Annotated in this window: 18 protein-coding genes, 2 tRNA genes and 1 pseudogene; 3 read left to right on the forward strand and 18 right to left on the reverse strand. The window is 71.0% G+C overall.

Annotated elements, in window-relative coordinates:
* Positions 1 to 70 precede the first annotated feature (70 nt).
* A complete protein-coding gene (lepA, locus tag BA175_RS19665) occupies positions 71 to 1,945 on the reverse strand; it encodes a translation elongation factor 4 (RefSeq protein ID WP_079159685.1) in 1,875 nt (624 codons plus the stop codon).
* 215 nt (positions 1,946 to 2,160) lie between these two features.
* Here lepA and rpsT point away from each other — a divergent pair, with 215 nt between their 5' ends.
* Complete coding sequence (rpsT, locus tag BA175_RS19670) at positions 2,161 to 2,427, forward strand: 30S ribosomal protein S20 (protein WP_014156344.1); 267 nt, start codon at positions 2,161 to 2,163, stop codon at positions 2,425 to 2,427.
* 646 nt (positions 2,428 to 3,073) lie between these two features.
* Here the strand turns inward: rpsT and holA are convergent.
* Positions 3,074 to 4,063: a DNA polymerase III subunit delta gene (gene holA / locus BA175_RS19675; protein ID WP_069172749.1), complete on the reverse strand. Its 990-nt coding sequence runs from the start codon at positions 4,061 to 4,063 to the stop codon at positions 3,074 to 3,076.
* A 191-nt stretch (positions 4,064 to 4,254) separates the two neighbouring features.
* Here holA and BA175_RS19680 point away from each other — a divergent pair, with 191 nt between their 5' ends.
* Positions 4,255 to 4,500: a hypothetical protein gene (locus BA175_RS19680; RefSeq protein ID WP_069172750.1), complete on the forward strand. Its 246-nt coding sequence runs from the start codon at positions 4,255 to 4,257 to the stop codon at positions 4,498 to 4,500.
* Between the two features lie 437 nt (positions 4,501 to 4,937).
* Here the strand turns inward: BA175_RS19680 and BA175_RS19685 are convergent.
* Positions 4,938 to 5,120 (reverse strand): annotated as a pseudogene (locus BA175_RS19685) (YceI family protein); the annotation flags it as partial.
* Positions 5,120 to 5,962, reverse strand: coding sequence for an arylamine N-acetyltransferase family protein (locus BA175_RS19690; protein WP_079159686.1), 843 nt, complete (start codon positions 5,960 to 5,962; stop codon positions 5,120 to 5,122). The gene BA175_RS19690 and the pseudogene BA175_RS19685, both read right to left, overlap by 1 nt.
* A 100-nt stretch (positions 5,963 to 6,062) precedes the next feature.
* Here BA175_RS19690 and BA175_RS19695 point away from each other — a divergent pair, with 100 nt between their 5' ends.
* Positions 6,063 to 6,518: a pyridoxamine 5'-phosphate oxidase family protein gene (locus tag BA175_RS19695; RefSeq protein ID WP_069172752.1), complete on the forward strand. Its 456-nt coding sequence runs from the start codon at positions 6,063 to 6,065 to the stop codon at positions 6,516 to 6,518.
* Positions 6,519 to 6,556: 38 nt separating this feature from the next.
* On the opposite strand, the gene BA175_RS19700 is transcribed toward BA175_RS19695, so the two are convergent.
* From BA175_RS19700 to BA175_RS31220, 14 genes are all read right to left on the reverse strand, one after another.
* The gene (locus BA175_RS19700; RefSeq protein WP_254667935.1) at positions 6,557 to 9,184 is read right to left on the reverse strand and encodes a ComEC/Rec2 family competence protein; all 2,628 of its coding nucleotides are present in this window, start codon (positions 9,182 to 9,184) and stop codon (positions 6,557 to 6,559) included.
* Between the two features lie 104 nt (positions 9,185 to 9,288).
* Positions 9,289 to 10,305 (reverse strand): helix-hairpin-helix domain-containing protein, encoded by a 1,017-nt coding sequence (locus tag BA175_RS19705; RefSeq protein ID WP_438947357.1) that lies wholly within the window; start codon positions 10,303 to 10,305, stop codon positions 9,289 to 9,291.
* Between the two features lie 1,164 nt (positions 10,306 to 11,469).
* On the reverse strand, positions 11,470 to 12,315 hold the full coding sequence (locus BA175_RS19710; RefSeq protein WP_069172754.1) for a DegV family protein: 846 nt from the start codon (positions 12,313 to 12,315) through the stop codon (positions 11,470 to 11,472).
* 112 nt (positions 12,316 to 12,427) lie between these two features.
* On the reverse strand, positions 12,428 to 13,138 hold the full coding sequence (locus BA175_RS19715; protein WP_069172755.1) for a hypothetical protein: 711 nt from the start codon (positions 13,136 to 13,138) through the stop codon (positions 12,428 to 12,430).
* Between the two features lie 257 nt (positions 13,139 to 13,395).
* Positions 13,396 to 16,269: a leucine--tRNA ligase gene (gene leuS / locus BA175_RS19720; protein ID WP_069172756.1), complete on the reverse strand. Its 2,874-nt coding sequence runs from the start codon at positions 16,267 to 16,269 to the stop codon at positions 13,396 to 13,398.
* A 472-nt stretch (positions 16,270 to 16,741) separates the two neighbouring features.
* Positions 16,742 to 16,814, reverse strand: a tRNA-Ala gene (locus BA175_RS19725).
* Positions 16,815 to 16,953: 139 nt separating this feature from the next.
* Positions 16,954 to 17,187, reverse strand: a complete 234-nt coding sequence (locus BA175_RS19730) for a hypothetical protein (protein ID WP_069172757.1) — start codon at positions 17,185 to 17,187, stop codon at positions 16,954 to 16,956.
* Positions 17,188 to 17,541: 354 nt separating this feature from the next.
* A tRNA-Ala gene (locus BA175_RS19735) sits at positions 17,542 to 17,614 on the reverse strand.
* Between the two features lie 132 nt (positions 17,615 to 17,746).
* Positions 17,747 to 18,400: a histidine phosphatase family protein gene (locus BA175_RS19740; protein ID WP_069172758.1), complete on the reverse strand. Its 654-nt coding sequence runs from the start codon at positions 18,398 to 18,400 to the stop codon at positions 17,747 to 17,749.
* Positions 18,397 to 18,828 (reverse strand): ribosome silencing factor, encoded by a 432-nt coding sequence (gene rsfS / locus BA175_RS19745; RefSeq protein ID WP_069173123.1) that lies wholly within the window; start codon positions 18,826 to 18,828, stop codon positions 18,397 to 18,399. Before rsfS ends, BA175_RS19740 begins: the two co-directional genes overlap by 4 nt.
* Before the next feature lie 120 nt (positions 18,829 to 18,948).
* Positions 18,949 to 20,697: an LCP family protein gene (locus tag BA175_RS19750; RefSeq protein WP_069172759.1), complete on the reverse strand. Its 1,749-nt coding sequence runs from the start codon at positions 20,695 to 20,697 to the stop codon at positions 18,949 to 18,951.
* A gap of 19 nt (positions 20,698 to 20,716) precedes the next feature.
* Positions 20,717 to 21,334, reverse strand: coding sequence for a nicotinate-nucleotide adenylyltransferase (gene nadD, locus BA175_RS19755; protein ID WP_069172760.1), 618 nt, complete (start codon positions 21,332 to 21,334; stop codon positions 20,717 to 20,719).
* A gap of 38 nt (positions 21,335 to 21,372) precedes the next feature.
* Positions 21,373 to 21,537 carry a hypothetical protein gene (locus tag BA175_RS31215; RefSeq protein ID WP_175420871.1) on the reverse strand — a complete coding sequence of 55 codons (165 nt, stop codon included), beginning with the start codon at positions 21,535 to 21,537 and terminating at the stop codon, positions 21,373 to 21,375.
* An 84-nt stretch (positions 21,538 to 21,621) separates the two neighbouring features.
* Positions 21,622 to 21,774, reverse strand: a complete 153-nt coding sequence (locus tag BA175_RS31220) for a hypothetical protein (RefSeq protein WP_175420872.1) — start codon at positions 21,772 to 21,774, stop codon at positions 21,622 to 21,624.
* Positions 21,775 to 21,792 lie beyond the last annotated feature (18 nt).

The raw sequence follows: 21,792 nt of genomic DNA on the forward strand, positions 1-21,792 counted from the left end.
TTCCCCGCCCAGGGAGGCGGGGCCGGCCCCGTACGCCCCGTGGGAGGTCATCCCGGACACCCGCGCGGTCCTACTTCTTGCCCTTGCCCTCGGCGGCCGACTCGTCGGTCGACAGGACGGAGATGAACGCGTCCTGGGGCACCTCGACGTTGCCGACCATCTTCATCCGCTTCTTGCCCTCCTTCTGCTTCTCCAGCAGCTTCCGCTTACGGGAGATGTCACCGCCGTAGCACTTGGCGAGGACGTCCTTGCGGATGGCGCGGACGGTCTCACGGGCGATGACCCGGGAGCCGATGGCCGCCTGGATCGGCACCTCGAAGTTCTGCCGGGGGATGAGCTTCTGCAGCTTGGCGACGAGCCGGACGCCGTAGGCGTACGCCTTGTCCTTGTGCGTGACCGCGGAGAAGGCGTCGACCTTGTCGCCGTGCAGCAGGATGTCGACCTTGACGAGCTGGGCGGACTGCTCGCCCGTGGGCTCGTAGTCCAGCGAGGCGTACCCGCGGGTCTTCGACTTCAGCTGGTCGAAGAAGTCGAACACGATCTCGGCGAGCGGCAGGGTGTAGCGGATCTCCACCCGGTCCTCGGAGAGGTAGTCCATGCCGAGCAGGGTGCCGCGCCGGTTCTGGCACAGCTCCATGATCGCGCCGATGAACTCGCTGGGCGCCAGGACCGTGGCCCGGACGACCGGCTCGTGGACCTTGTCGATCTTGCCCTCGGGGAACTCGCTCGGGTTGGTCACGATGTGCTCCGAGCCGTCCTCCATCTCCACGCGGTAGACCACGTTGGGGGCGGTGGCGATGAGCTCCAGCCCGAACTCGCGCTCCAGGCGCTCACGGATCACGTCGAGGTGCAGCAGGCCGAGGAAGCCGACGCGGAAGCCGAAGCCGAGCGCGGCGGAGGTCTCCGGCTCGTACACCAGGGCGGCGTCGTTGAGCTGGAGCTTGTCCAGGGCCTCGCGCAGGTCCGGGTAGTCCGAACCGTCCAGCGGGTACAGGCCCGAGAACACCATCGGCTTGGGGTCCTTGTAGCCGCCCAGCGCCTCGGTCGCCCCCTTGTTGAGGGAGGTGATGGTGTCACCGACCTTGGACTGCCGGACGTCCTTGACCCCGGTGATGATGTAGCCCACCTCGCCCACGCCGATGCCGTCGGCGGGGGTCATCTCCGGGGAGGAGACACCGATCTCCAGCAGCTCGTGGGTGGCGCCCGTGGACATCATCCTGATGCGCTCGCGCTTGTTGAGCTGCCCGTCGACGACCCTGACATAGGTGACGACACCGCGGTACGGGTCGTAGACCGAGTCGAAGATCATCGCGCGGGCCGCGGCGTCCGCCACGCCGACGGGCGCCGGCACGTCCCTGACCACGCGGTCGAGCAGCGCGTCCACGCCGACGCCCGTCTTCGCGGAGACCTTGAGCACGTCCTCCGGCTGGCAGCCGATGAGGTTCGCCAGTTCCTCGGAGAACTTCTCGGGCTGCGCGGCGGGCAGGTCGATCTTGTTCAGCACGGGGACGATGGTGAGGTCGTTCTCCATCGCCAGGTAGAGGTTGGCGAGCGTCTGCGCCTCGATGCCCTGGGCCGCGTCGACCAGCAGGACCGTGCCCTCACAGGCGGCGAGGGACCGGGAGACCTCGTACGTGAAGTCCACGTGGCCGGGGGTGTCGATCATGTTGAGGACGTGGGTCGTGCCCGTGTCCTCGCCCTCGGTGGGCGCCCACGGCAGACGTACCGCCTGGGATTTGATGGTGATACCGCGCTCGCGCTCGATGTCCATACGGTCGAGGTACTGAGCGCGCATCTGCCGCTGGTCGACCACACCGGTCAGCTGGAGCATCCGGTCGGCAAGCGTCGACTTGCCGTGGTCGATGTGCGCGATGATGCAGAAGTTGCGGATCAGCGCCGGGTCGGTACGGCTCGGCTCGGGCACGTTGGTAGGAGTCGCGGGCACGCAGGGTCCTGATTCTTGAGACGCCGAACGCCGTGTCTCGGGTCGATGTCGGGTCGGACGGATCGATACGTAGCTTCCATCGTCCCACGCCTGCGGGGCAGGGACCGGTTTGGGCCGGTCCGACGGTGACTGGTACCGTGGGCAGCTGTGCCTCGTGGCCTGAAGAAGCGGCGTGGCGCACATAGAAGATCCAACGAACCTGAAAAGGCTCTTTCGTGGCGAACATCAAGTCCCAGATCAAGCGGAACAAGACGAACGAGAAGGCGCGCCTGCGCAACAAGGCCGTCAAGTCCTCGCTCAAGACCTCGATCCGCAAGGCCCGCGAGGCCGCCGCTGCCGGTGACGTCGAGAAGGCCACTGTGGCCGTCCGTGACGCGTCGCGCCAGCTCGACAAGGCTGTCTCGAAGGGTGTCATCCACAAGAACGCCGCCGCCAACAAGAAGTCGGCGCTGGCGCTCAAGGTTGCCGCCCTCCAGGGCTGAGCTACTGATGTGATCGCCGGGACGGATCCAGTGGGCCCTCTCTCCCGCTCCTGACCGGCACCCCGCGCCGCACACCGAACCTGCGTTCGCCACGCGGGTGCGGCGCACCAAGCGTGAACCGAAGGCCCCGGCCGCGTCCTCCCCAGGACGCGGCCGGGGCCTTCGGTCTGTGTGGGGCTTCGGTATGTACGGGGGCTGAGGCCTGTGCGAGGGTTTCGGTCTGTGCGGGGGCTGAGGGGTGCCTGACGGATGAGCACGGGAGAAGGAACGGCGCCCGGTGCGCATGCGATCGCAGGGCGCCGGGGCGGAGCGGCCTCGTCAGGCCCGGAGCGGCCTCGCGGGCCCGGAGCGGCCTCGTCCAGGCCCGGAGCGGCCTCGCTGGCCCGGAGCGACCTCGTGGGCCTTTCGTCACCACGTGGGACGGGACCGTGGCGAAACCACGCGGGCACTCCGGCAACACGGGACGGGACCGTGGCGAGCGTGCGTGCCGGACACCGCCGCGCTGCGGGCATGCGTCAGACGCCCCTGGGAGCCGGCGGGAACCGGGGATGCACGGAAGATGAGGCCCGGTCGGCCCGCCCGGGACCTGAGCGGAGCGCGCGGACGGTATGCCCCGGGCTCCCGCGGACCATGAGCGGCGCGGCGCTCAGCGGCCGCCGGGCCGTGCCGCACGGGCGACCGCGACGACGGCCTTCTCCAGGGCGTACTCAGGGTCGTCTCCGCCGCCCTTGACCCCCGCGTCGGCCGCCGCGACCGCCCGCAGCGCGGCTGCCACACCGTCCGGGGTCCATCCGCGCATCTGCTGGCGCACGCGGTCGATCTTCCAGGGCGGCATGCCGAGCTCGCGGGCCAGGTCGGCCGGCCGTCCGCCCCGGGCGGAGGACAGCTTGCCGATGGCCCGGACACCTTGGGCGAGCGCGCTCGTGATGAGGACGGGGGCGACTCCCGTGGACAGGGACCAGCGCAGCGCCTCCAGCGCTTCCGCCGCACGGCCCTCGACGGCACGGTCGGCCACGGTGAACGAGGAGGCTTCCGCACGGCCCGTGTAGTAACGGCCGACGACCGCTTCGTCGATGGTGCCCTCGACGTCCGCCACCAGTTGCGAGACGGCACTGGCCAGCTCCCGCAGATCGCTGCCGATCGAGTCCACGAGCGCCTGGCAGGCCTCGGGAGTCGCCGAGCGTCCCAGGGTCCGGAACTCCGACCGCACGAAGGAGAGCCGCTCGGCCGGCTTGGTCGTTCTGGGGCAGGCGACCTCGCGCGCACCCGCCTTGCGCACCGCGTCCAGCAGACCCTTGCCCTTGGCTCCACCCGCGTGCAGGAGCACGAGGGTGATCTCCTCCGCGGGCGCTCCCAGATAGGCCTTGACGTCCTTGACGGTGTCGGCGGAGAGGTCCTGGGCGTTGCGCACGATCACCACCTTGCGCTCGGCGAAGAGCGAGGGGCTGGTCAGCTCGGCGAGCGTCCCCGGCTGCACCTGGTCGGAGGTGAGGTCGCGGACGTCCGTGTCGGCGTCGGAGGCGCGGGCCGCGGCCACCACATGCTGCACGGCGCGATCCAGGAGCAGGTCTTCCTGGCCCACGGCGAGCGTGACGGGGGCGAGCGGGTCGTCGGAGGATCTGCTTCTGGTGGCCATCGCGCTCCAGCATCCCACGCCCCTGTGACAACGCGGGCCGGGCCGCGGGTGCGCGTACCCGCCGGGCCGCCATGGCCGCTGTGGCCACGGGGCGCGGGCCCTCACCCCCGGGGCCGCCGGCGCCCGGGCCCCACCTCCGCCGGGCATGGGCGCGCGTACCCCCAGGGCCCGGCGTACCGGAGAATGACCGGGTGAGCGACGTGAGACATGTACTGGTGCTGCCCGACCGCGACTCGGCCCAGGAGGTGGCCGAGGAACTCCCCGATCGATTCGGCGTCGCGGAGGAGCCGCAGCTCGTACGCGACGCCCTGGCGGGCGAGGACGACGCGGAGGACGCCCAGTGGCTGGTCGTGGTGGAGGACCCGGCCGGGCGGCTGGACACCACCGCCCTCGACGCGTTCGCCTCGGAGTACGAAGGATGGCTGGAGGCGCCCTGAGGGCTGTCCCGCCGGCCTCCGGAGCGGTGTCGCAAAGGGGGCGGGCAGCCGAGCAGGTGCCGGGGGCAGGGCGAGGCGGACCGGGACGGGCGAGGCGGGGCGCACCGGGGACGGGGCCCGTACCGAGGATGGGCCCGTACCGGGGCTGGCGCCGGGGGGGCGGCAGGACAGCTCCGGGCGGAGTGCCGGGAACGGGGCGGGGCGGGACCGCACCAAGGCCCGTACCAGGGCCGGCGCCGGGGGGCAGGACAGCTCCGGGCGGAGTGCGAGTGCCAGGGCAGCCCGGGGCCGTGGCTGTGTGGGAGACCTCGGCAGTACCGAGGGGAGGTTCTCGGTGGATCTCCGGCCGGCCCCAGGTACCGCCCGGCTTCCGGCGGATCCCGGCCTGGCCGGCTCCTGGCGGATCCCGGCCTGGCCGACTCCCGGCGGAAGACCGGTCAGCCCTTGGGGACGATCTGGACGTCCAGATCGATCTTGATGCTCGGACCGAGGACGGCGATCCCACGGGCCAGCATCGTCTGCCAGGTGAGAGTGAAGTCCTCACGGTGCAGCTCGGTGGTGGCCCGGCAGGCGGCGCGGGTCTCGCCCTCCACGCCGTTGCCCAGACCGAGGTACTGGGTCACGCGTCCGGGACCCGGCGCACCGTGGGCGGGGACACGAGGTGAATGCCGAAATGATCGCGGTAGGCGGCCAGCACCTCGGTGTCGGTGTCCAGCAGGGTCTCGTGCCGTTCACCCCCTACGGTCGTGACGAGAGTACGGCCGCTGAGTGTCACCCGGCCCGTGCCGGTACGTCGCGAACACACGAGTGACCGCGTGAAGACGGAATCGGGCGACGTGCGGTGGTACCAGGCACCGGCCCCGAAGTCCGCGAGCACCCGCGGCCGCAGATCCAGGCGGAGCCGGCCCGAGCCCCCGCGCAGCAGATCGAGGTCTCCCTGCGGCGCCTCCCGAAGACGGAAGACACCGCACGGGTCGTCCTGTTCGGTGCGGTCGTCCAGTGCCAACGGCCACAGGGCGTGATCGCCGAAGCCCACGTCCGCGAGCCAGGGGCCGGTTCCGTCCTCCGTCGCCACCCGAAGCGCCAGATGGTCGTACGGGATTCCCAGGCCTCCGTCGTCGCCGAAGACCCGCGCCTGGAGCAGCGTGACGCGGAACCCCAATGCGCGCAGCAGCGCCGCGAAGGCGCCGTTGAGTTCGTAGCAGAAGCCACCGCGGCGGTCCGTGACGATCTTGTCGACAAGCCTCTCCTCGTCCAGGACGATGTCCTCGCCCAGATGGACGGAAAGGTTCTCGAAGGGCACGGCCGTCAGGTGCCGGAGCTGCAGTGTCCGCAGGGCCTCCGCATCGGGGCGGGCGGGGTGGGTGGCGCCGATGCGCTCCAGGTACGCGTCCACCCAGTCCGCACGGGTGGGCGAAGGGTTGCCGAACGTCAGAGGAGGCCGCGCCGATTGCTGCTGCATGGCGGAAGTCTGTCCCGGTGCGCAGGGGTGCACCATGAGCCGCAGGTCGTAGGTCCGAGGACGGAGGTGGCGGACCGGGCTGGTGACTAGCGTGCGGGACATGACGGAACAGAAGCCGGCACGCGACCCGGAACAGCGCAAGAAGGACGTACTCGATCGTCTTGAGCAGGACGCCGACGCCTGGGTGGCCACGGTCTCCACGGACGGTGTGCCGTGCCTGGTGCCGCTGTCGTTCGTCCGGGACCGGGAGACGCTGCTTCTGGCCACCCGGCGGACCAACCCGACCGCCGTCAACGTCACGCCCACGGGGCAGGTCCGGGTCGCCCTGGGCGGTACACGCGACGTGGTGCTGATCGAGGGAACGGCGGAGACCGTGGAAGGGTCCGCGCTCCCCGCCGCCTCGGGAGACGCGTTCGCGGCGAAGCTCGGCTGGGATCCGCGCGGCCGTCCCTCCTGGGTGTACCTGCGCATCACGCCCCGCACCGTCAAGGCCTGGCGAGAGGTGAACGAACTGGCCGGACGCGATCTGATGGCCGACGGCGTGTGGCTGGTCTGACCGGCAGGCCCGGCAGCGGGCCCGGCCGGTACCCCCGGTCATGAGCGGCCTGCCGCACGCAGCCCCGCGCCTGCACCCGCCACGGCGACCGCTCCGTCGATGTCCGTACGGAACACCCGCGCCCCGCCTTCCGTGAGCGCCCGCACCGTACGAGCTGCCGGGTGCCCGTACGGATTGTCCGTACCGCAGCTGATGAGTGCGAGTCGTGGACGGGTGCTGCGCAGCAGTGCGGGGTCCTGGTGGGCCGAGCCGTGGTGGGCGACCTTGAGCACATCCACCCGGGGCAGGGCAGGATGGGTGCGCAACACACCCCGCTGGGCCGGAGGTTCGAGGTCGCCGAGGAGCAGCAGGGTCAACCCACCGGCGCGTACGAAGAGCGTCACGCTGGAGTCGTTGGGCTCCTCCGTCGTCATGGCCGCTCCTCGCGCGTCGGCCGTCGGCCAGAGCACCTGCCAGTCGAGCGGGCCCACCGTGCGGCGCTCCCCCGGCAAGGCCCGGACGACGGGGACGTGTGCGCTCGCCGCCGTTCTCCTGACGAAGGCGGCCTGGTCCGCCGGTTCGTCGAGACCGGTCGTCTGGACGGCACCGACCTGCCGTGCCCTGAGAACACCCGGCAGGCCGCGTACATGGTCGGCATGGAAGTGGGTCAGCAGGAGGAGCGGCACACGGGTGATGCCGAGATCTCGCAGGCACCGGTCGACGAGTTGGGGCTCCGGGCCCGTGTCCACGACGACGCCTGTGTGCTTCCCCGCAGCGAGGACCATCGCGTCCCCCTGACCCACGTCACACATGGCGAACGCCCAGCCCGGGGGCGGCCATCCGGTCATCAGCCTGGTCAGCGGTACGGGCCGCAGGACAGCCAGTACGAGGAGGAACGCAGCGGCCGAACACACCCACGGGTGACGCGCCAGACGGCGGGCGGACAGTGCCAGTACGGTCGTGAGGAGAGCTAGCAGCGCGGCGCCGCGCCAGCCGCCCGGCCAGTCGGCCTGCGCGCCGGGCAGTCCCGCTCCGGTGCGGGCCACGGACGCGATCCATCCCACGGGCCAGCCCGCGACGGTGGCCAGTGCCTCGGCCGCCGGTATCGACAGGGGGGCCACCGCGAGCGCGCCGAACCCGAGGACCGTCGCGGGAGCCACCGCGAACTCGGCCAGCAGGTTGCAAGGGATCGCGACGAGGCTCACCCGCGAGGCGAGGACAGCGACCACGGGTGCGCAGACGGCCTGGGCCGCCCCGGCGGCAGCCAGCATCTCGGCGAGTCGCAGTGGGACGCCGTGCCGCTGCAGGGCACTGCTCCACCGCGGTGCCAGGGTCAGCAGCGCTCCGGTGGCCAGCACGGACAGCAGGAAGCCGTAACTACGCGCCAGCCAGGGGTCGTAGAGCACCAGCAGGAGAACGGCGGCGGCCAGGGCCGGCAGCAGCGAGCGGCGGCGGCCCGTGCCGATGGCGAGCAACGTGATCATGCCGCAGGCGGCAGCGCGCAGCACACTCGGCTCGGGCCGGCACACGATCACGAAGGCGAGTGCGAGCACCCCTCCGATGAGTGCGGTCACGCGCAGGGAGATGCCCAGCCGGGGTGCCAGACCGCGACGTTCGCTGCGCAGGGCCGTGCCCGGTGGTCCGATGAGGAGAAAGAGAAGGATCGACAGATTGGCTCCCGACACGGAGAGCAGGTGGGTGAGATCGGTGGCCTGGAACGCGTCGTGCAGTTCGGGCGGGACCCGCGAGGTGTCGCCGACCACGAGACCCGGCAGAAGCGCCCGCGCGTCGGCGTCAAGCCCGTCGGTGGCCTCCCGCAGGCCGGAGCGGAGCCGCCCCGCGCCCCGTTGGAGAAGGGTCGGCGCGGACGTGACGCGGGGTGGGTCGTCCGCGTCGGTGCCGAGCACGGCCGCGATGCCTTCGCCTTCGTGGCGCGGTGGCGCGAGCCGCCCGCCGACACGAAGCCGGGTGGAGGGCAGCAGCCGCTTCCACGTCGCGGCCGCGTCACCCGGCGCGACCATGAGGAGGACCGGGGTGCGGACCCTGGTGACCGACCCGTCGGGTGCGGTCAGCCGGTCGACCTCTGCTTCCAGGAGCAGGGAGACCGGCGTGCTGCGGTCGCCCCTCACCCGGGACGTGGTCTGCCGTGCGTCGGAGGTGACGGTCACCTCGGCTTCGACGCGCGCGTAGTCCTGCGCCAGCCCGGGGACCGGACCCCTGCGGGTGTCCGCGCCGTGCAGCCCCGCCGTGGTCGCTCCGGCCGCCACGCTGAGCAGCACCCCGGCGACGGCGGTCGTACGCAGCCACGGAGGGCCGGAGGCAGCACTCGTACGCAAGCGCGCGGAACTGGAGGTCGCCGTCCTCGTTCGCCACCAGGGGGAATAGGAGGCAGGGGTTGCGCGCAACCGCGTGGGACCGAAGACGGGGGTCATACGCCACGTGGGCCGGAGTGGGCCGGCACCGCTCGCACCAGGCTCCCCTGCCCGGCCGTGGCCGACACCCCTTCCCCGGTCCGCACCGCGCTCCTCGGCTTCCCTGCGCCGCGCGCGGACTGCGGCCGCTGCTCGGGGAACGGATACGAGAACGAGAGCGGCACACGCGCTGAGAAGAGCCCCCACGGCTGCCCACCGTCCGGGTACGCCCAGGGCGAGTACGGAGGCCGCCCAGGTGGCGAGAGCCGGCGGCACCAGCCGGAGATCGAGGGGACCTTCCGGGCGGGCGTCGGGGTCGGGTGGTCGCCGCCCCTCCCCCTCCCGGTCGCCGGGATCCCGGGTGGTGACGGTGTGGCTGTTCACGGCCGGACCAGTGGCCGCAGGTCCGCCAGCCGGCGGTCGCCGATCCCCTTGACCTCGCCGAGTTCGTCGACGGAGCGGTAACCCCCGTGTTCCGTGCGGTAATCGATGATGTGCTGAGCGAGCACCGGCCCGACACCGGGCAGGGCGTCGAGCTGCTCGACCGTCGCCGTGGTGAGGCTGACAGGTACTGCCGGGCCGGTTTGCCCCGCACCGGAGCCGCCCGCACCGCCGACTGCCGCGCCCGTGGCGGCCTGGACCGCGGGCAGGCCGACGATCACCTGCTCGCCGTCCGTCAGTACACGGGCCCGGTTGAGCCCGGTGACGTCCGTACCCTCGCGCACGCCCCCCGCCGCGCGCAGAGCGTCGGCCACACGCGAGCCGGCCGGCAGACGCCGGACGCCCGGCCGACGCACCTTGCCGCTCACGTCGACGACGACCTGTCCGCCGTTGCCGGCGAGGGCGGAGACTCCGGAGGACGGCGCCGTCCTTGGCAGGGCGCCGGGGACCAGCCGATCGGAGGACGCCCGTTCCCCCGGGCGGGCCTCCGCTGCCTCCGCCACCCGTTCGGGGGCCCGTACGGACTCGGGGCGAGCCGACCAGAAATGCGTCACGGCGAGAACCGCGGCCCCGACCAGAACGACAGCGAGGGCCGCGAGTGACCGGGGCTCCAGCCCGCAGCGGAGCTGCACCCACAGGGGCAGCCGATCGCGGAGAGCAGGCCCGGCCATCCGCCACCACCGTGCGGGGGTGGCCGCCGACCCGACGAACAGCCCGTCACCCCCCGGACTCTCGCCGGGACCCGCGCCCGCACTCCCGCTCGGGCTCGGACTTGAGATCGGACGCGGGATCGGGTTCGGGCTCGGATTCGGGCTCAGGAACCCACTCGGACTCACGCCCGCACTCCCGCCTGCACCTGCGCTCAGACGCGGGCTCAGGCTCAAACTCGGGCTCAGGAACCCCCTCGGACCCACACCCACACCCACGCTCCCGCCTGGGCTCGGGCTCGAGCCCAGGCTCATGCTCGGGCCCACACTCCCGCCCGGGCTCGGGCCCACACTCGGGCCCGCACCCCCGCCCGAACTCGGGCCCACACTCCCGCCCGGGCTCGGGATCGGGCTCAGGCCCAAGATCCCACTCGGACCCACGCGCACGCTCCCGCCTGCGCCTGCGCCTGCGCTCGGATTCGCGTTCGGGTTCGGGCTCGGATTCGGATTCGGGCCCGCACTCCCGCTCGGGCTCAAGACCGGGCTCGGGCTCCCGCTCGGTGTGGATGGTCGGTCGGCCGACCCGGCCGGTGGCGGGTGAGGGGGCAGGGAGGAATGCGGCGGCGATGGGGCACAGTGCGCCGCTGCCACCCCTGACGGACCCAGGGACGATGCGCGCATGGAGGACGACGAACGGGGAGTGGAAGGCGCTGAGGAGGAATGAAGCACCCGGGTCGATGACGGCGACCGGGTCGGGAGAAGCGTCTCGGTCGTGGAGAGCGGCGACGCGGATCGCACCGGAGCCGGCGCCCACGACGGCGCGGCGCGGGTGCGGGTGCGGGAGAAAACCCTTCCCCCCGGAGGTACCACGCTGGGCGGTGCCACAGCCGATGGCACCCCGTCCAGCGGCACCCCACCGGCCGATACTCCACCCGACAGCATCCCGTCCGACGCCACCGCGCGCACGGACGGAGCCCCCGCCGGTGGTCCACCTCCGGCAAGCAGGGCATCAGCCCGGAGCCGGAATGCGGCCGCGGCCTGGGCGTCCGCGCCGCCCAGGGCCCGCCGTCGGCGCGCGCTGCGGGTGTGGGGCCCGGTTCCTGCCGCTCCCCTGGGGCCGGCGCCCGGCCCTCGTCGAGCGTGGCCGGAGGCCCGGTGCCTTCTCGTCGCAGGCGGAGCAGCCCGGTGCGCCCCCGAGCCCGTAGCGCGGGGCATCGCCTCGGCGAGGGCACCGCCGGCCTGACGGACGGTGGCGCGGATGGATGCGTGAGGTGATCGGAGAGTCATGCCTCAGGACGCTAGACACTTCCGCCCGAACCCGCTGAGCAGCCTCAATCACGGTGGAAAACTCTGCAGTTGTGGATAACTCCGCCACTCGAAAGAGAGCGGTTCGAGGCAGAAGGAGAAAGATCCGGCGCAAGAGGAAAGAGGGCAGGGCCGGAAAGCACCGGTACGGCGAGAAGGATCGCGGCCTCAGCGCGGCGAGACCACCGCTGCCAGAAGTCCCGGCCCGGTGTGCGCCCCGATCACCGCCCCCACCTCACTCACGTGCAGATCCACGAGCCCCGGAACCCGCTCCTGGAGCCGTTCGGCCAGCCGCTCGGCACGGTCCGGCGCGGTGAGGTGGTGCACGGCGATGTCCACCGCGCCCGTTCCGGCCTGCTCCGCGACGATCTCCTCCAGCCGTGCGATCGCCTTGGACGCCGTCCGGACCTTCTCCAGCATTTCGATGCGTCCCCCCGTGAGCTGCAGCAGGGGCTTCACCGCGAGAGCCGAACCCAGCAATGCCTGTGCGGCGCCGATCCGGCCGCCCCGTCGCAGGTAGTCCAGGGTGTCGACGTAGAAGTACGCGGATGTACCGGCGGCCCGCTTCTCGGCGGCGGCGACCGCCTCGTCGAGCCCTCCGCCCACCTCGGCGGCCTCGGCGGCGGCCAGTGCGCAGAAGCCCAGGGCCATGGCGACCATCCCGGTGTCGACGACGCGCACCGGCACCGGCGCGTCCTGCGCCGCGAGCAGCGCCGCGTCGTACGTACCCGAGAACTCGGCCGACAGATGGAGCGAGACGATGCCCTCCGCCCCCGCGTCGGCGGCGGCACGGTAGGCGGCCGCGATGACTTCGGGGCTGGGCCGGGACGTGGTCACGGAACGGCGCCTCTGCAGTGCCAGGGCAAGCGACCGGGCCGAGATCTCCGTACCTTCCTCCAAGGCCTGATTACCCAGAACGACGGTCAGGGGCACCGCGGTGATGCTGTGCCGTTCCATCGTCTGCGGCGGCAGGTAGGCCGTTGAATCGGTGACGATCGCGACATGGCGGGACATGAGCCGGAGGTTACCTCCCGGGGCGCGGGCGTCGCAGCCCGGCCCCGGCCCGCTGATCGTTACCGCTCGGCCCGGGACCCGTCCTGCCGGTCTCGGAGACGGTGCGCCCGCGTCAGTTCGTGGTCTCGGGCCGGGCGGACTTCTGCCAGGAGTAGCCGGTGTGCTGCCGCGGGTCCGGAGGGGTGAGCGCCTGGGGCGTCTTCTCCTCGCGCGGCTCGTCCCACGCGTCCCCGGCGCCGGCAGCGGGCCCGGTCGCGGCGCGCCGCTCCGGCTGCTCCTCGGTCGTCCAGTGCCGCAGGGCTCCCGCCTCGACGTCGATCTGCGCATTCAGCGCCGTCAGATCGTCGTCGGCGAACTGCCGCGCACGGTCACGTGCGGCCCAGCGCAGCGACTCCGCCGAGTGTGTGATGCGCTCCGTGCGCTCCTTCAGGCCCGGCAGCAGCGTGGCCACGGTCGCCCGGTCCGGCTCCCGCTCCAGGCGCTTGAGGTCCTCGTCCAGCTCGCGTCCGTGCACACTGAGCCGCTGGAAGAGCCCCAGGGACTCCGAGAGCGAGGCGTCCTGGGCAGCCTGCGCGTTCAGTGCCTCCTGCGTGGCCCGCATGGAGGTACGCAGCGCCAGACGGAGCTGCGCCAGCTCCCCCGCCACACCGGGCTGACCGTAGCTCTTGGCCCGCAGCGCGGTGTCCTCCACGGAGCGGCGTGCCTGGGTGACCGTGCGGTCCACGCCACGCTTCGCGGCACGAACCACCTTGACGCCCGCGTACACCCCGAGGGCAGCGAGGGCGACGAACAGCAGCGTCAGGATCAGGATCACGGCTTCCATGAACGCCCCTCGCTTGTCGACTCGGCTGCCGGTACGACCGCCACCTCTACCGTAAACGGAACGGGCAGGCCGAGGGTTCCACCTGGACCCTCAACCTGCCCGTAGGGGAAAGCCCCCATACCTCCCGCCGCCCGTCTCCCAGGCGCGGGATCATGCCGACCGCCCCACCGGGCGCGTCCGCCCGCCCGCGCCGGGCCGAACCGACCGCCTGCGCGGAGAGCGGTCCGGCAGCCCTGCGCGAGGCGGGGACCTACCGCTTACGCAGGAACGATGTTGACCAGCTTCGGCGCCCGCACGATCACCTTGCGGATGCCGGCCCCGCCCAGAGCGGCGACGACGCTCTCGTCGGCCAGCGCCAGCGCCTCCAGTTCCGCGTCCGTGATCGACGGGGAGATCTCCAGACGTGCCTTGACCTTGCCCTTGACCTGCACGACACAGGTCACGGTCTCGTCCACGACGTACGCGGGGTCGGCGACCGGGAAGTCCTGGTGCACGACCGACTCCGTGTGGCCCAGCCGGTGCCACAGCTCCTCCGCGACGTGCGGTGCCAGCGGGGCGATCAGCAGCACCAGACGCTCGGCGACCGACCGCGACAGCGGGCCACCGGTCTTCGTCAGATGGTTGTTCAGCTCGGTCACCTTGGCGATGGCCGTGTTGAACCGCATCCCCGCCATGTCCTTGCCGACACCGTCGACGGCCTTGTGCAAGGCCCGCAGCGTGTCCTCGTCGGGCTCCGTGTCGACGACGGTGACCTCACCGGTCTCCTCGTCGACCACGTTGCGCCACAGTCGCTGCAGCAGCCGGTACTGGCCGACCACGGCGCGCGTGTCCCAGGGACGCGAGACGTCCAGCGGGCCCATCGCCATCTCGTACAGCCGCAGGGTGTCCGCACCGTACTCGCCGCAGATCTCGTCGGGCGTCACGGCGTTCTTCAGGGATTTGCCCATCTTGCCCAGGACACGGCTGACCTTCTCGCCTCCGTGGTAGTACGCCCCGTCGCGCTCCTCGACCTCGGCGGCCGGGACCGCGATGCCTCGGCTGTCCCGGTACACGAAGGCCTGGATCATGCCCTGGTTGTACAGCTTGTGGAACGGCTCGGCGGACGAGATGTGGCCCAGGTCGTGCAGCACCTTGGACCAGAAGCGCGCGTACAGCAGGTGCAGCACGGCGTGCTCCGCACCACCCACGTACAGGTCGACGCCTCCGGTGGGCTGGCCTTCACGCGGGCCCATCCAGTACTGCTCGACCTCTGGGTCGACCAGCCGGCGGTCGTTGTCCGGGTCCAGGTAACGCAGCTCGTACCAGCAGGAACCCGCCCAGTTCGGCATGGTGTTGGTCTCACGGCGGTAGCTCCGCGGACCAGCGCCGTCGCCGAGATCCAGGGTGACGTTGACCCAGTCGGCGTTCCGGGACAGCGGTGTCTCGGGCTGGGTGTCGGCGTCCTCCGGGTCGAAGGTGCGCGGTGAGTAGTCCTCGACCTCGGGCAGCTCCAGGGGCAGCATCGACTCGGGCAGCGGGTGGGCGATGCCCTCCTCGTCGTACACGATCGGGAAGGGCTCGCCCCAGTAGCGCTGACGGCTGAACAGCCAGTCACGCAGCCGGAAGTTGACGGTTCCCTCGCCGACGCCCCGCTCCTGCAGCCAGTCGGTGATCTTCGCCTTGGCTTCGACGACCCCCAGGCCGTCCAGCGAGATCTCCTCGTTGGCGGAGTTGACCAGCTTCGCCTCGTAGGAGGAGAAGGCGTCCTCCCACGTCGAGGGATCCGTACCGCGGCCGTCGGACGGCTGGACCACACAGCGCATCGGCAGCTCGAAGGCGCGTGCGAACGCGAAGTCACGTGCGTCGTGCGCCGGAACGGCCATGATCGCGCCCGTGCCGTAGCCCATCAGAACGTAGTCGGCGATGAAGACGGGGACCTTCTCCCCGCTGACCGGATTGGTCGCGTACGCACCGGTGAAGACACCGGTCTTGTCCTTGGCCTCGGCCTGCCGCTCGACGTCGGACTTGGCGGCGGCCTGCTTGCGGTACGCCGTCACGGCCTCGGCCGGGCTCGCGTGACCACCGGTCCACACCGGGTGGGTGCCCTCCGGCCAGGCGGCGGGGATGATCCGCTCGACCAGGTCGTGTTCGGGTGCCAGCACCATGTAGGTGGCGCCGAACAGGGTGTCCTGACGGGTGGTGAAGACCGTGATACCGCCCGCGCCGTCGACCGGGAAGTCGACGCGCGCGCCCTCCGAACGGCCGATCCAGTTGCGCTGCTGCAGCTTGATCGCCTCGGGCCAGTCCAGCCCGTCCAGGTCGTTCAGCAGCCGGTCGGCGTAGGCGGTGATGCGCATGTTCCACTGGCGCAGCTTGGCCTTGAAGACGGGGAAGTTGCCACGCTCGGAGCGGCCGTCCGCCGTGACCTCTTCGTTGGCCAGCACCGTACCCAGCCCGGGCGACCAGTTGACAGGCGCGTCCGAGGCGTACGCCAGGCGGTAACGCCCCAGGAGGTCGGCGCGCTCCACGGAGCTCAGCGCGGTCCACTCACGGCCGTCCGGGGTCGGACGCTCACCGTTCTCGAACTGGGCGATGAGGTCGGCGATCGGACGCGCCCGGTCCGCCTCGGTGTCGTACCAGGAGTTGAAGATCTGCAGGAAGATCCACTGGGTCCATCTGTAGTAGTCCGCGTCGATCGTCGCGAAGGAACGGCGCTTGTCATGGCCCAGGCCCAGTCGGCGCAGCTGGACCTTCATGTTCTCCATGTTGGCCTCGGTGGAGATCCGAGGATGCGTGCCGGTCTGCACGGCGTACTGCTCCGCCGGCAGCCCGAAGGCGTCGAAGCCCAGGGTGTGCAGGACGTTGTGCCCGGTCATCCGCTGGTGGCGTGCGTAGACGTCGGTGGCGATGTAGCCGAGCGGGTGGCCGACGTGCAGCCCCGCGCCCGACGGGTAGGGGAACATGTCCATGATGAACTTCTTGGGCTTGGCGGCCATGTCCGGATCGCCAGCGAGGTCGCCGGTCGGGTTCGGCGCCTCGTACGTCCCTTCGGCGTCCCAGAAGTCCTGCCAGCGTGCCTCGATGTCAGCGGCCATCGCCGCCGTGTAGCGGTGCGGCGCGGCGACCTCGGCCGCGGTGTTCGTCTCGCTCATGATCCTCAAAGCTCCATCGATCGTCATCTGCGGCGCCCACGTCCACGGACACACGTCTACGGACACACGTCTACGGAAACGAAAAATCCCCTCGCACAGGAGGGGACGCCGCGCCGAGTCCGACCAGGCGTTCTCACCGGTCGGTACTGATCAGCGCGGCTCGCTAAGCAGAAGGCCTACGGCACGCATGGCGCCAGGGTACCGCACGGCCCCCGAGCACCGCCCCGCAGTTACCCGCGCGAGGAGCGGCGGTCACCGGCGCGAAGGGACGGCCCGGCCTTTCCCCGGCCTGCCGCCGCACGCCATCGGCACGGGCCCGACGCAGCACGTGCACACGTGCTGTACGTCCCACACCGCCTTCCGACGGTCCTGGCAGGCGAGCACGTGCGACCCGCCGGTTCCTTGGGCGCCCTGGCCCGTCCAGGAAGACGAGAAGCGGGTCGCCCGATTCGGACGACCCGCTTCTTCACTGTGGAGCTAAGGAGAATTGAACTCCTGACCTCCTGCATGCCATGCAGGCGCTCTACCAACTGAGCTATAGCCCCGTGCTTCTCGTCACCCGGTTTCCCTGGCGACATCGAGAACACTACACGGTCTCCCCGGCGCATCAAAAATCGTTTCCACTACCTCCCGATATGCCTGGCGGGCATCGCACCGGCCGGGGGCGTCCGGCGTCCGTACCGGTCAGGCAGTGGCGAAGGAGTAGAAGCGCTTGAGGGTGCAGTGCTCCTCCAGGAGCCGGCCGTAGATCGGCTCCCCTTCCAGTTCCCGGTACGTCTCGATGGGGTCGCCTTTTATGATCAGCGCCCGCGCGCACTCCTCGCACCAGTACTGGAACTCGGTGTTCACGGGATCCATGTCCCTGACGATGGGCGTACCGCTGCCGCACCAGTCGCACTTCCGCCTGTGCACACCCATCCGGTCAGCCCCGACTGAAGGGGCAGGCCGTACACGCGCCGTAGCCGGTCGGGCATACCGGGGGACCGGTGGGCGGGGTGGAGGTGACGGGCAGGTCCAGGACCTGTACGCGGCTCGCAGGCATCGCGCTCCCTCCCGATCGGTCCGTCGCCCCCTCCGGCGTTCCGATTCTGCCATGCCCCCGCAAGCAGGTCAGCCCGCTGAGAAACCCGTCGGCGGTGTCGGCCGGGAACAGTCGCCTCCGGCCCGGTACGGATCCGTGAAGTGCGGAAGGGCACGGAGGGCGGGGGCGGGGGCGGGAGGGAGTGGAGACATGAAAAGATCCCGCCCCCTGATGGGGACGGGATCCTGCTGTGGAGCTAAGGAGAATTGAACTCCTGACCTCCTGCATGCCATGCAGGCGCTCTACCAACTGAGCTATAGCCCCGCTGTCCGCTGTGTTTCCCTGCGTTTCCGCGCTGCGAACAAGAAGAACTTTAGCCTGCGACCAGCCGGAAAGTGAAATCCGGCCGTCACCGCCGGGAGGCGGCCCGGGAGCACGCGCCGCGGTGGGCACGCGTCAGTCGTCGTCGCCGAGCACCGGCTCGGGAAGCGTCCCGGCGTTGTGCTCGAGCAGCCGCCAGCCGCGGGCACCCTCGCCCAGCACGGACCAGCAGCAGTTGGAAAGACCACCGAGTCCCTCCCAGTGGTAGGAGTCCAGTCCGAGCAGCCGGCCGATGGTGGTGCGGATCGTGCCGCCGTGGCTCACGACGACCAGCGTCCCCGCATCGGGGAGCTTGCCGGCGTGCTCCAGCACGACCGGGGCGGCCCGGTCGGCCACCTCGGTCTCCAGCTCGCCGCCACCCCTGCGTACGGGCTCGCCGCGCTTCCACGCGGCGTACTGCTCGCCGTACTGTTCGACGATCTCCTCGTGCGTCAGGCCCTGCCAGGCGCCTGCGTACGTTTCGCGCAGACCTGAGTCGTGGGCGACGTCGAGACCCGTGACCGCGGCCAGCTCGGCGGCCGTGTCGGCTGCCCGCCGCAGGTCGGAGGCCACGATCGCGTCCGGCTGCAGGGAGGCGAGGAGCCGGGCGGCCCGGCGGGCCTGGCTGACACCGGTCTCGGTGAGGTCGATGTCGGTGGAACCCTGGAAGCGGCGTTCCAGATTCCACGCTGTCTGGCCGTGTCGCCAGAGGACGATCCTGCGGCCTCTGCCGCTCCTGGTGCCGTTCAGCTCTGCTCACCTTCCGTGACGCCGTGGAGCTGGGCGTGCTCCTCGGCCTTGCCGCAGGTCTTCAGCGCGTCCTCGGGGAGGGCGATCTCGGGGCAGTCCTTCCACAGGCGTTCGAGCGCGTAGAAGACGCGCTCCTCGCTGTGCTGGACGTGGATCACGATGTCGACGTAGTCGAGAAGGATCCAGCGGGCGTCGCGGTCGCCCTCGCGGCGTACCGGCTTGGCGCCGAGCTCCTTCTGGAGCCGCTCCTCGATCTCGTCGACGATCGACTTGACCTGGCGGTCGTTGGGGGCCGAGGCCAGCAGGAAGGCGTCGGTGATCGACAGCACGTCGCTGACGTCGTAGGCGATGATGTCGTGCGCGAGCCGGTCGGCCGCCGCCTGGGCGGCAGTGGTGATGAGCTCGATGGAGCGGTCCGTGGCGGTCACATGCAGGCTTTCGTCGGCGGTCGGGGTCACCCTCCGGGAGGGTGCTGAAGATCGTGGTCGCGGGCCGAGCCACGCCCTTCAGTACCCTCCTAGGGTCTCACGGACCGCCGACGGCCCTCACTACGTCGGGTCCGGGATCTCATAGTCCTGGCCGAGGACGACGGACACGTCGGCGTTCGCCGCCGGCTTGCCCTGCTTCGCCGCGCTGTCCGGGAGCCCCAGGGTCTTGGCGATCTCGACCGCCTTCGCCTTATCCTCCGGCGTTCCGTAGAGGACCTCGGAGGTGGCCTCGGCAGCGGCCTTGCCGCTGTCCACGAACGCGTAGCCGCCGTTGACCAACTGGACCCTGGCGGCTTCGGTGCCGCCCGCGCTGCCGGTGGCGTTCTTGATACCGACGCGTACGGCGGCGCCCTGCTCCGAAGACTTGACCGCGCCGCCCAGGATGTCCTTGACGACCTCCTCCGTGGCCTTCTCCGTCAGCGTGCCGTCGTCCTGGACCGGAAGCAGCGAGGTCTTGTAGTCGCCGACCTTCGCGTGCCCGGCGAGCTTGGCCAGCGAGGCGCCCAGGTCCTGCTCGGGCAGCGACGGGTCGAGGATCTGCGCCAGCGTCTCGACGGTGACCGTCGCGGACTTGGGGTCCTCGGACATCTTGCGCAGCACCCCGCGCATGACCTGCCCGAAGCGCATCAACTGCTCGGCGTCCTGCTCGCCGGGCCCGCGGTAGGTGGCGTACGCGACCGCCATCTGCCCGTTCAGCGTCTGCGCCTCCCCCCTCCTGACGAGTGGAGCCGCGCCCTTCTTGGGGTCGGGTACCTCGATGTCGGTGTCGACCTCGATGGTGCCGACCAGCTCGACGAGGTTCTCCAGATAGGGGGTGTCCAGCCGCCAGGTGCCGCTGATCGCGGTGCCGAACAGCGCGTCGATGGCCTCGCGTGTGCCGGTGGAACCGTCCTCGTCGACCGACTTGCCGAGTGTGGTGGTGGAACCGTCGTCCAGGGTCACGGACAACGAGTTGGGCAGCAGGACGGTGGTGCCCTGCCCGGTGGTGACGTTGTCGACGAGCAGCGCCGTGGAGGTGCCGCCGCTCTTCGTGTCGTGCAGGTGGACGACGATGACGTCCCTCTTCTGCGGGCCCGTCGCCGCGGACTTCTTCTCGTCCTGGCCGGAAACCCCGGGGATGTTGCCCGCGAACCAGAGGTAGCCGACGCCGCCGACGACCACCAGGACCACGACGACTATGAGCGCGACCATCCGGTTGCGCCCGCGGCGCCGTGCCTCCTCGCGCCGCTCGCTACGGCTCTCGGTGAATTTCAGCCAGTCGATGACGTCTTCGGAGTCCTCGTCCGGTTCTTCGATGAACGAGAACTGCTCGGTGCGGTAGTCGCGGTCGCCCCGCCGCTGCTCGGGGACGAGGGCGTCGGGGGCCGGCTCGGGCTCGTGCCGGGGCTCCGGGGGTGCGGCCGCCGGAGCGGCCTGCGGGGCGGTCCACTGCTGGCCGGTGTCGTCCACGGCGGGCTGCCGACCGGTGTCGTAGCCGTAGGCCGCGGAGCCGTCGCCGTAGCCTGCGGAGCCGTAGGCATAACCCTGCTGGGGCTGTTGCTGCGTCTGCTGCTGGGCCTGCTGGGCCTGCTGGGCGGCGTACGGGTCGTACTGCTGCTGCGTGCCCGCGTACGGGTCGTAGCCGTACCCCTGGGGTGCGCCGGGATCCTGCTGGGGCTGCCCGCCCTGCTGCGTGCCCGCGTACGGGTCGTACTGCTGGTGCCCTTGCTGCTCCTGCTGCTGATAGACCGGCTGCCCGTACTCGTCGTAACCGACGATCTGCGGCTGCTGCGGGTAGTACGGGTCGTACGGGTTCTGGCGGTCGTTCACCGGTGCCCCTCTCCGTGGCTCATTCGCCGCGGTACAGCTGGCGCTTGTCGATGTAGCGGACGACGCCGTCCGGCACCAGATACCAGACGGGCTCTCCCTGCGCCACCCTCGCGCGGCAGTCCGTGGACGAGATCGCCAGGGCGGGCACCTCCACGAGTGACACGCCGCCCTTGGGCAGCCCGTCGTCCGTCAGTACGTGCCCCGGGCGGGTCACCCCGATGAAGTGGGAGAGCGAGAACAATTCCTCGGCGTCCCGCCACGTGAGGATCTGGGCCAGCGCGTCGGCGCCGGTGATGAAGAAGAGGTCCGCGTCGCCGTGCACCGCGCGCAGGTCCCGCAGCGTATCGATCGTGTACGTCGGTCCCTCGCGGTCGATGTCGCTGCGGGAGACGGAGAACTGTGGGTTGGACGCCGTGGCGATGACCGTCATCAGATAACGGTCCTCGGCCGGGGACACCTGCTTGTGGCTCTTCTGCCACGGCTGCCCGGTCGGTACGAAGACGACCTCGTCGAGGTCGAACTGGGCGGCCACCTCGCTCGCCGCGACCAGGTGGCCGTGGTGGATCGGGTCGAACGTCCCGCCCATCACGCCGAGTCGGCGTCTGCCCCGGCCGGTAGGCACTTCCTGCTCTCCCATGCGTGCAGACCCTACTGGCACGGCTGTTCGCCTCTGCCTCAGCGGTCGCGGTTGAAGCGGGTGGTGATCCACAGCAGGAGCAGCAGGGCGACGAGGGCGCCACCACCGGTGAGGTACGGGCTGAGGCTTTCGTGGTTACCACCCTGCTCGCCGCCTTCGGAGGCGAGGGTGACCAGCTGGTGCGCGGTGCTCGTGAGGCTCATCTTCTGCAGGACCTATCGATCGGGAGTCGGAAGGAAGACGTCGCGCACATCGTATGCGGGAGCTCCGGGCACGCTCACGCCGACTCAGTCGTTGTCGTCGTGGTTGCGGTATCCGCGCAGGAGGAACCAGGCGAGCAGGGCCGCGCCGACGAGGGAGACGAGCAGCACGACGCGGAGTGTGCTGCCCGGCCCCTGGTCCTCGGATGCGGCAGCGAGCAGTACGGCGGTGTGCGGCATTTCGGGCGCTCCTCACAG

The sequence above is a fragment of the Streptomyces griseus genome (assembly GCF_001715295.1).
GTDB lineage: Bacteria > Actinomycetota > Actinomycetes > Streptomycetales > Streptomycetaceae > Streptomyces > Streptomyces griseus_G.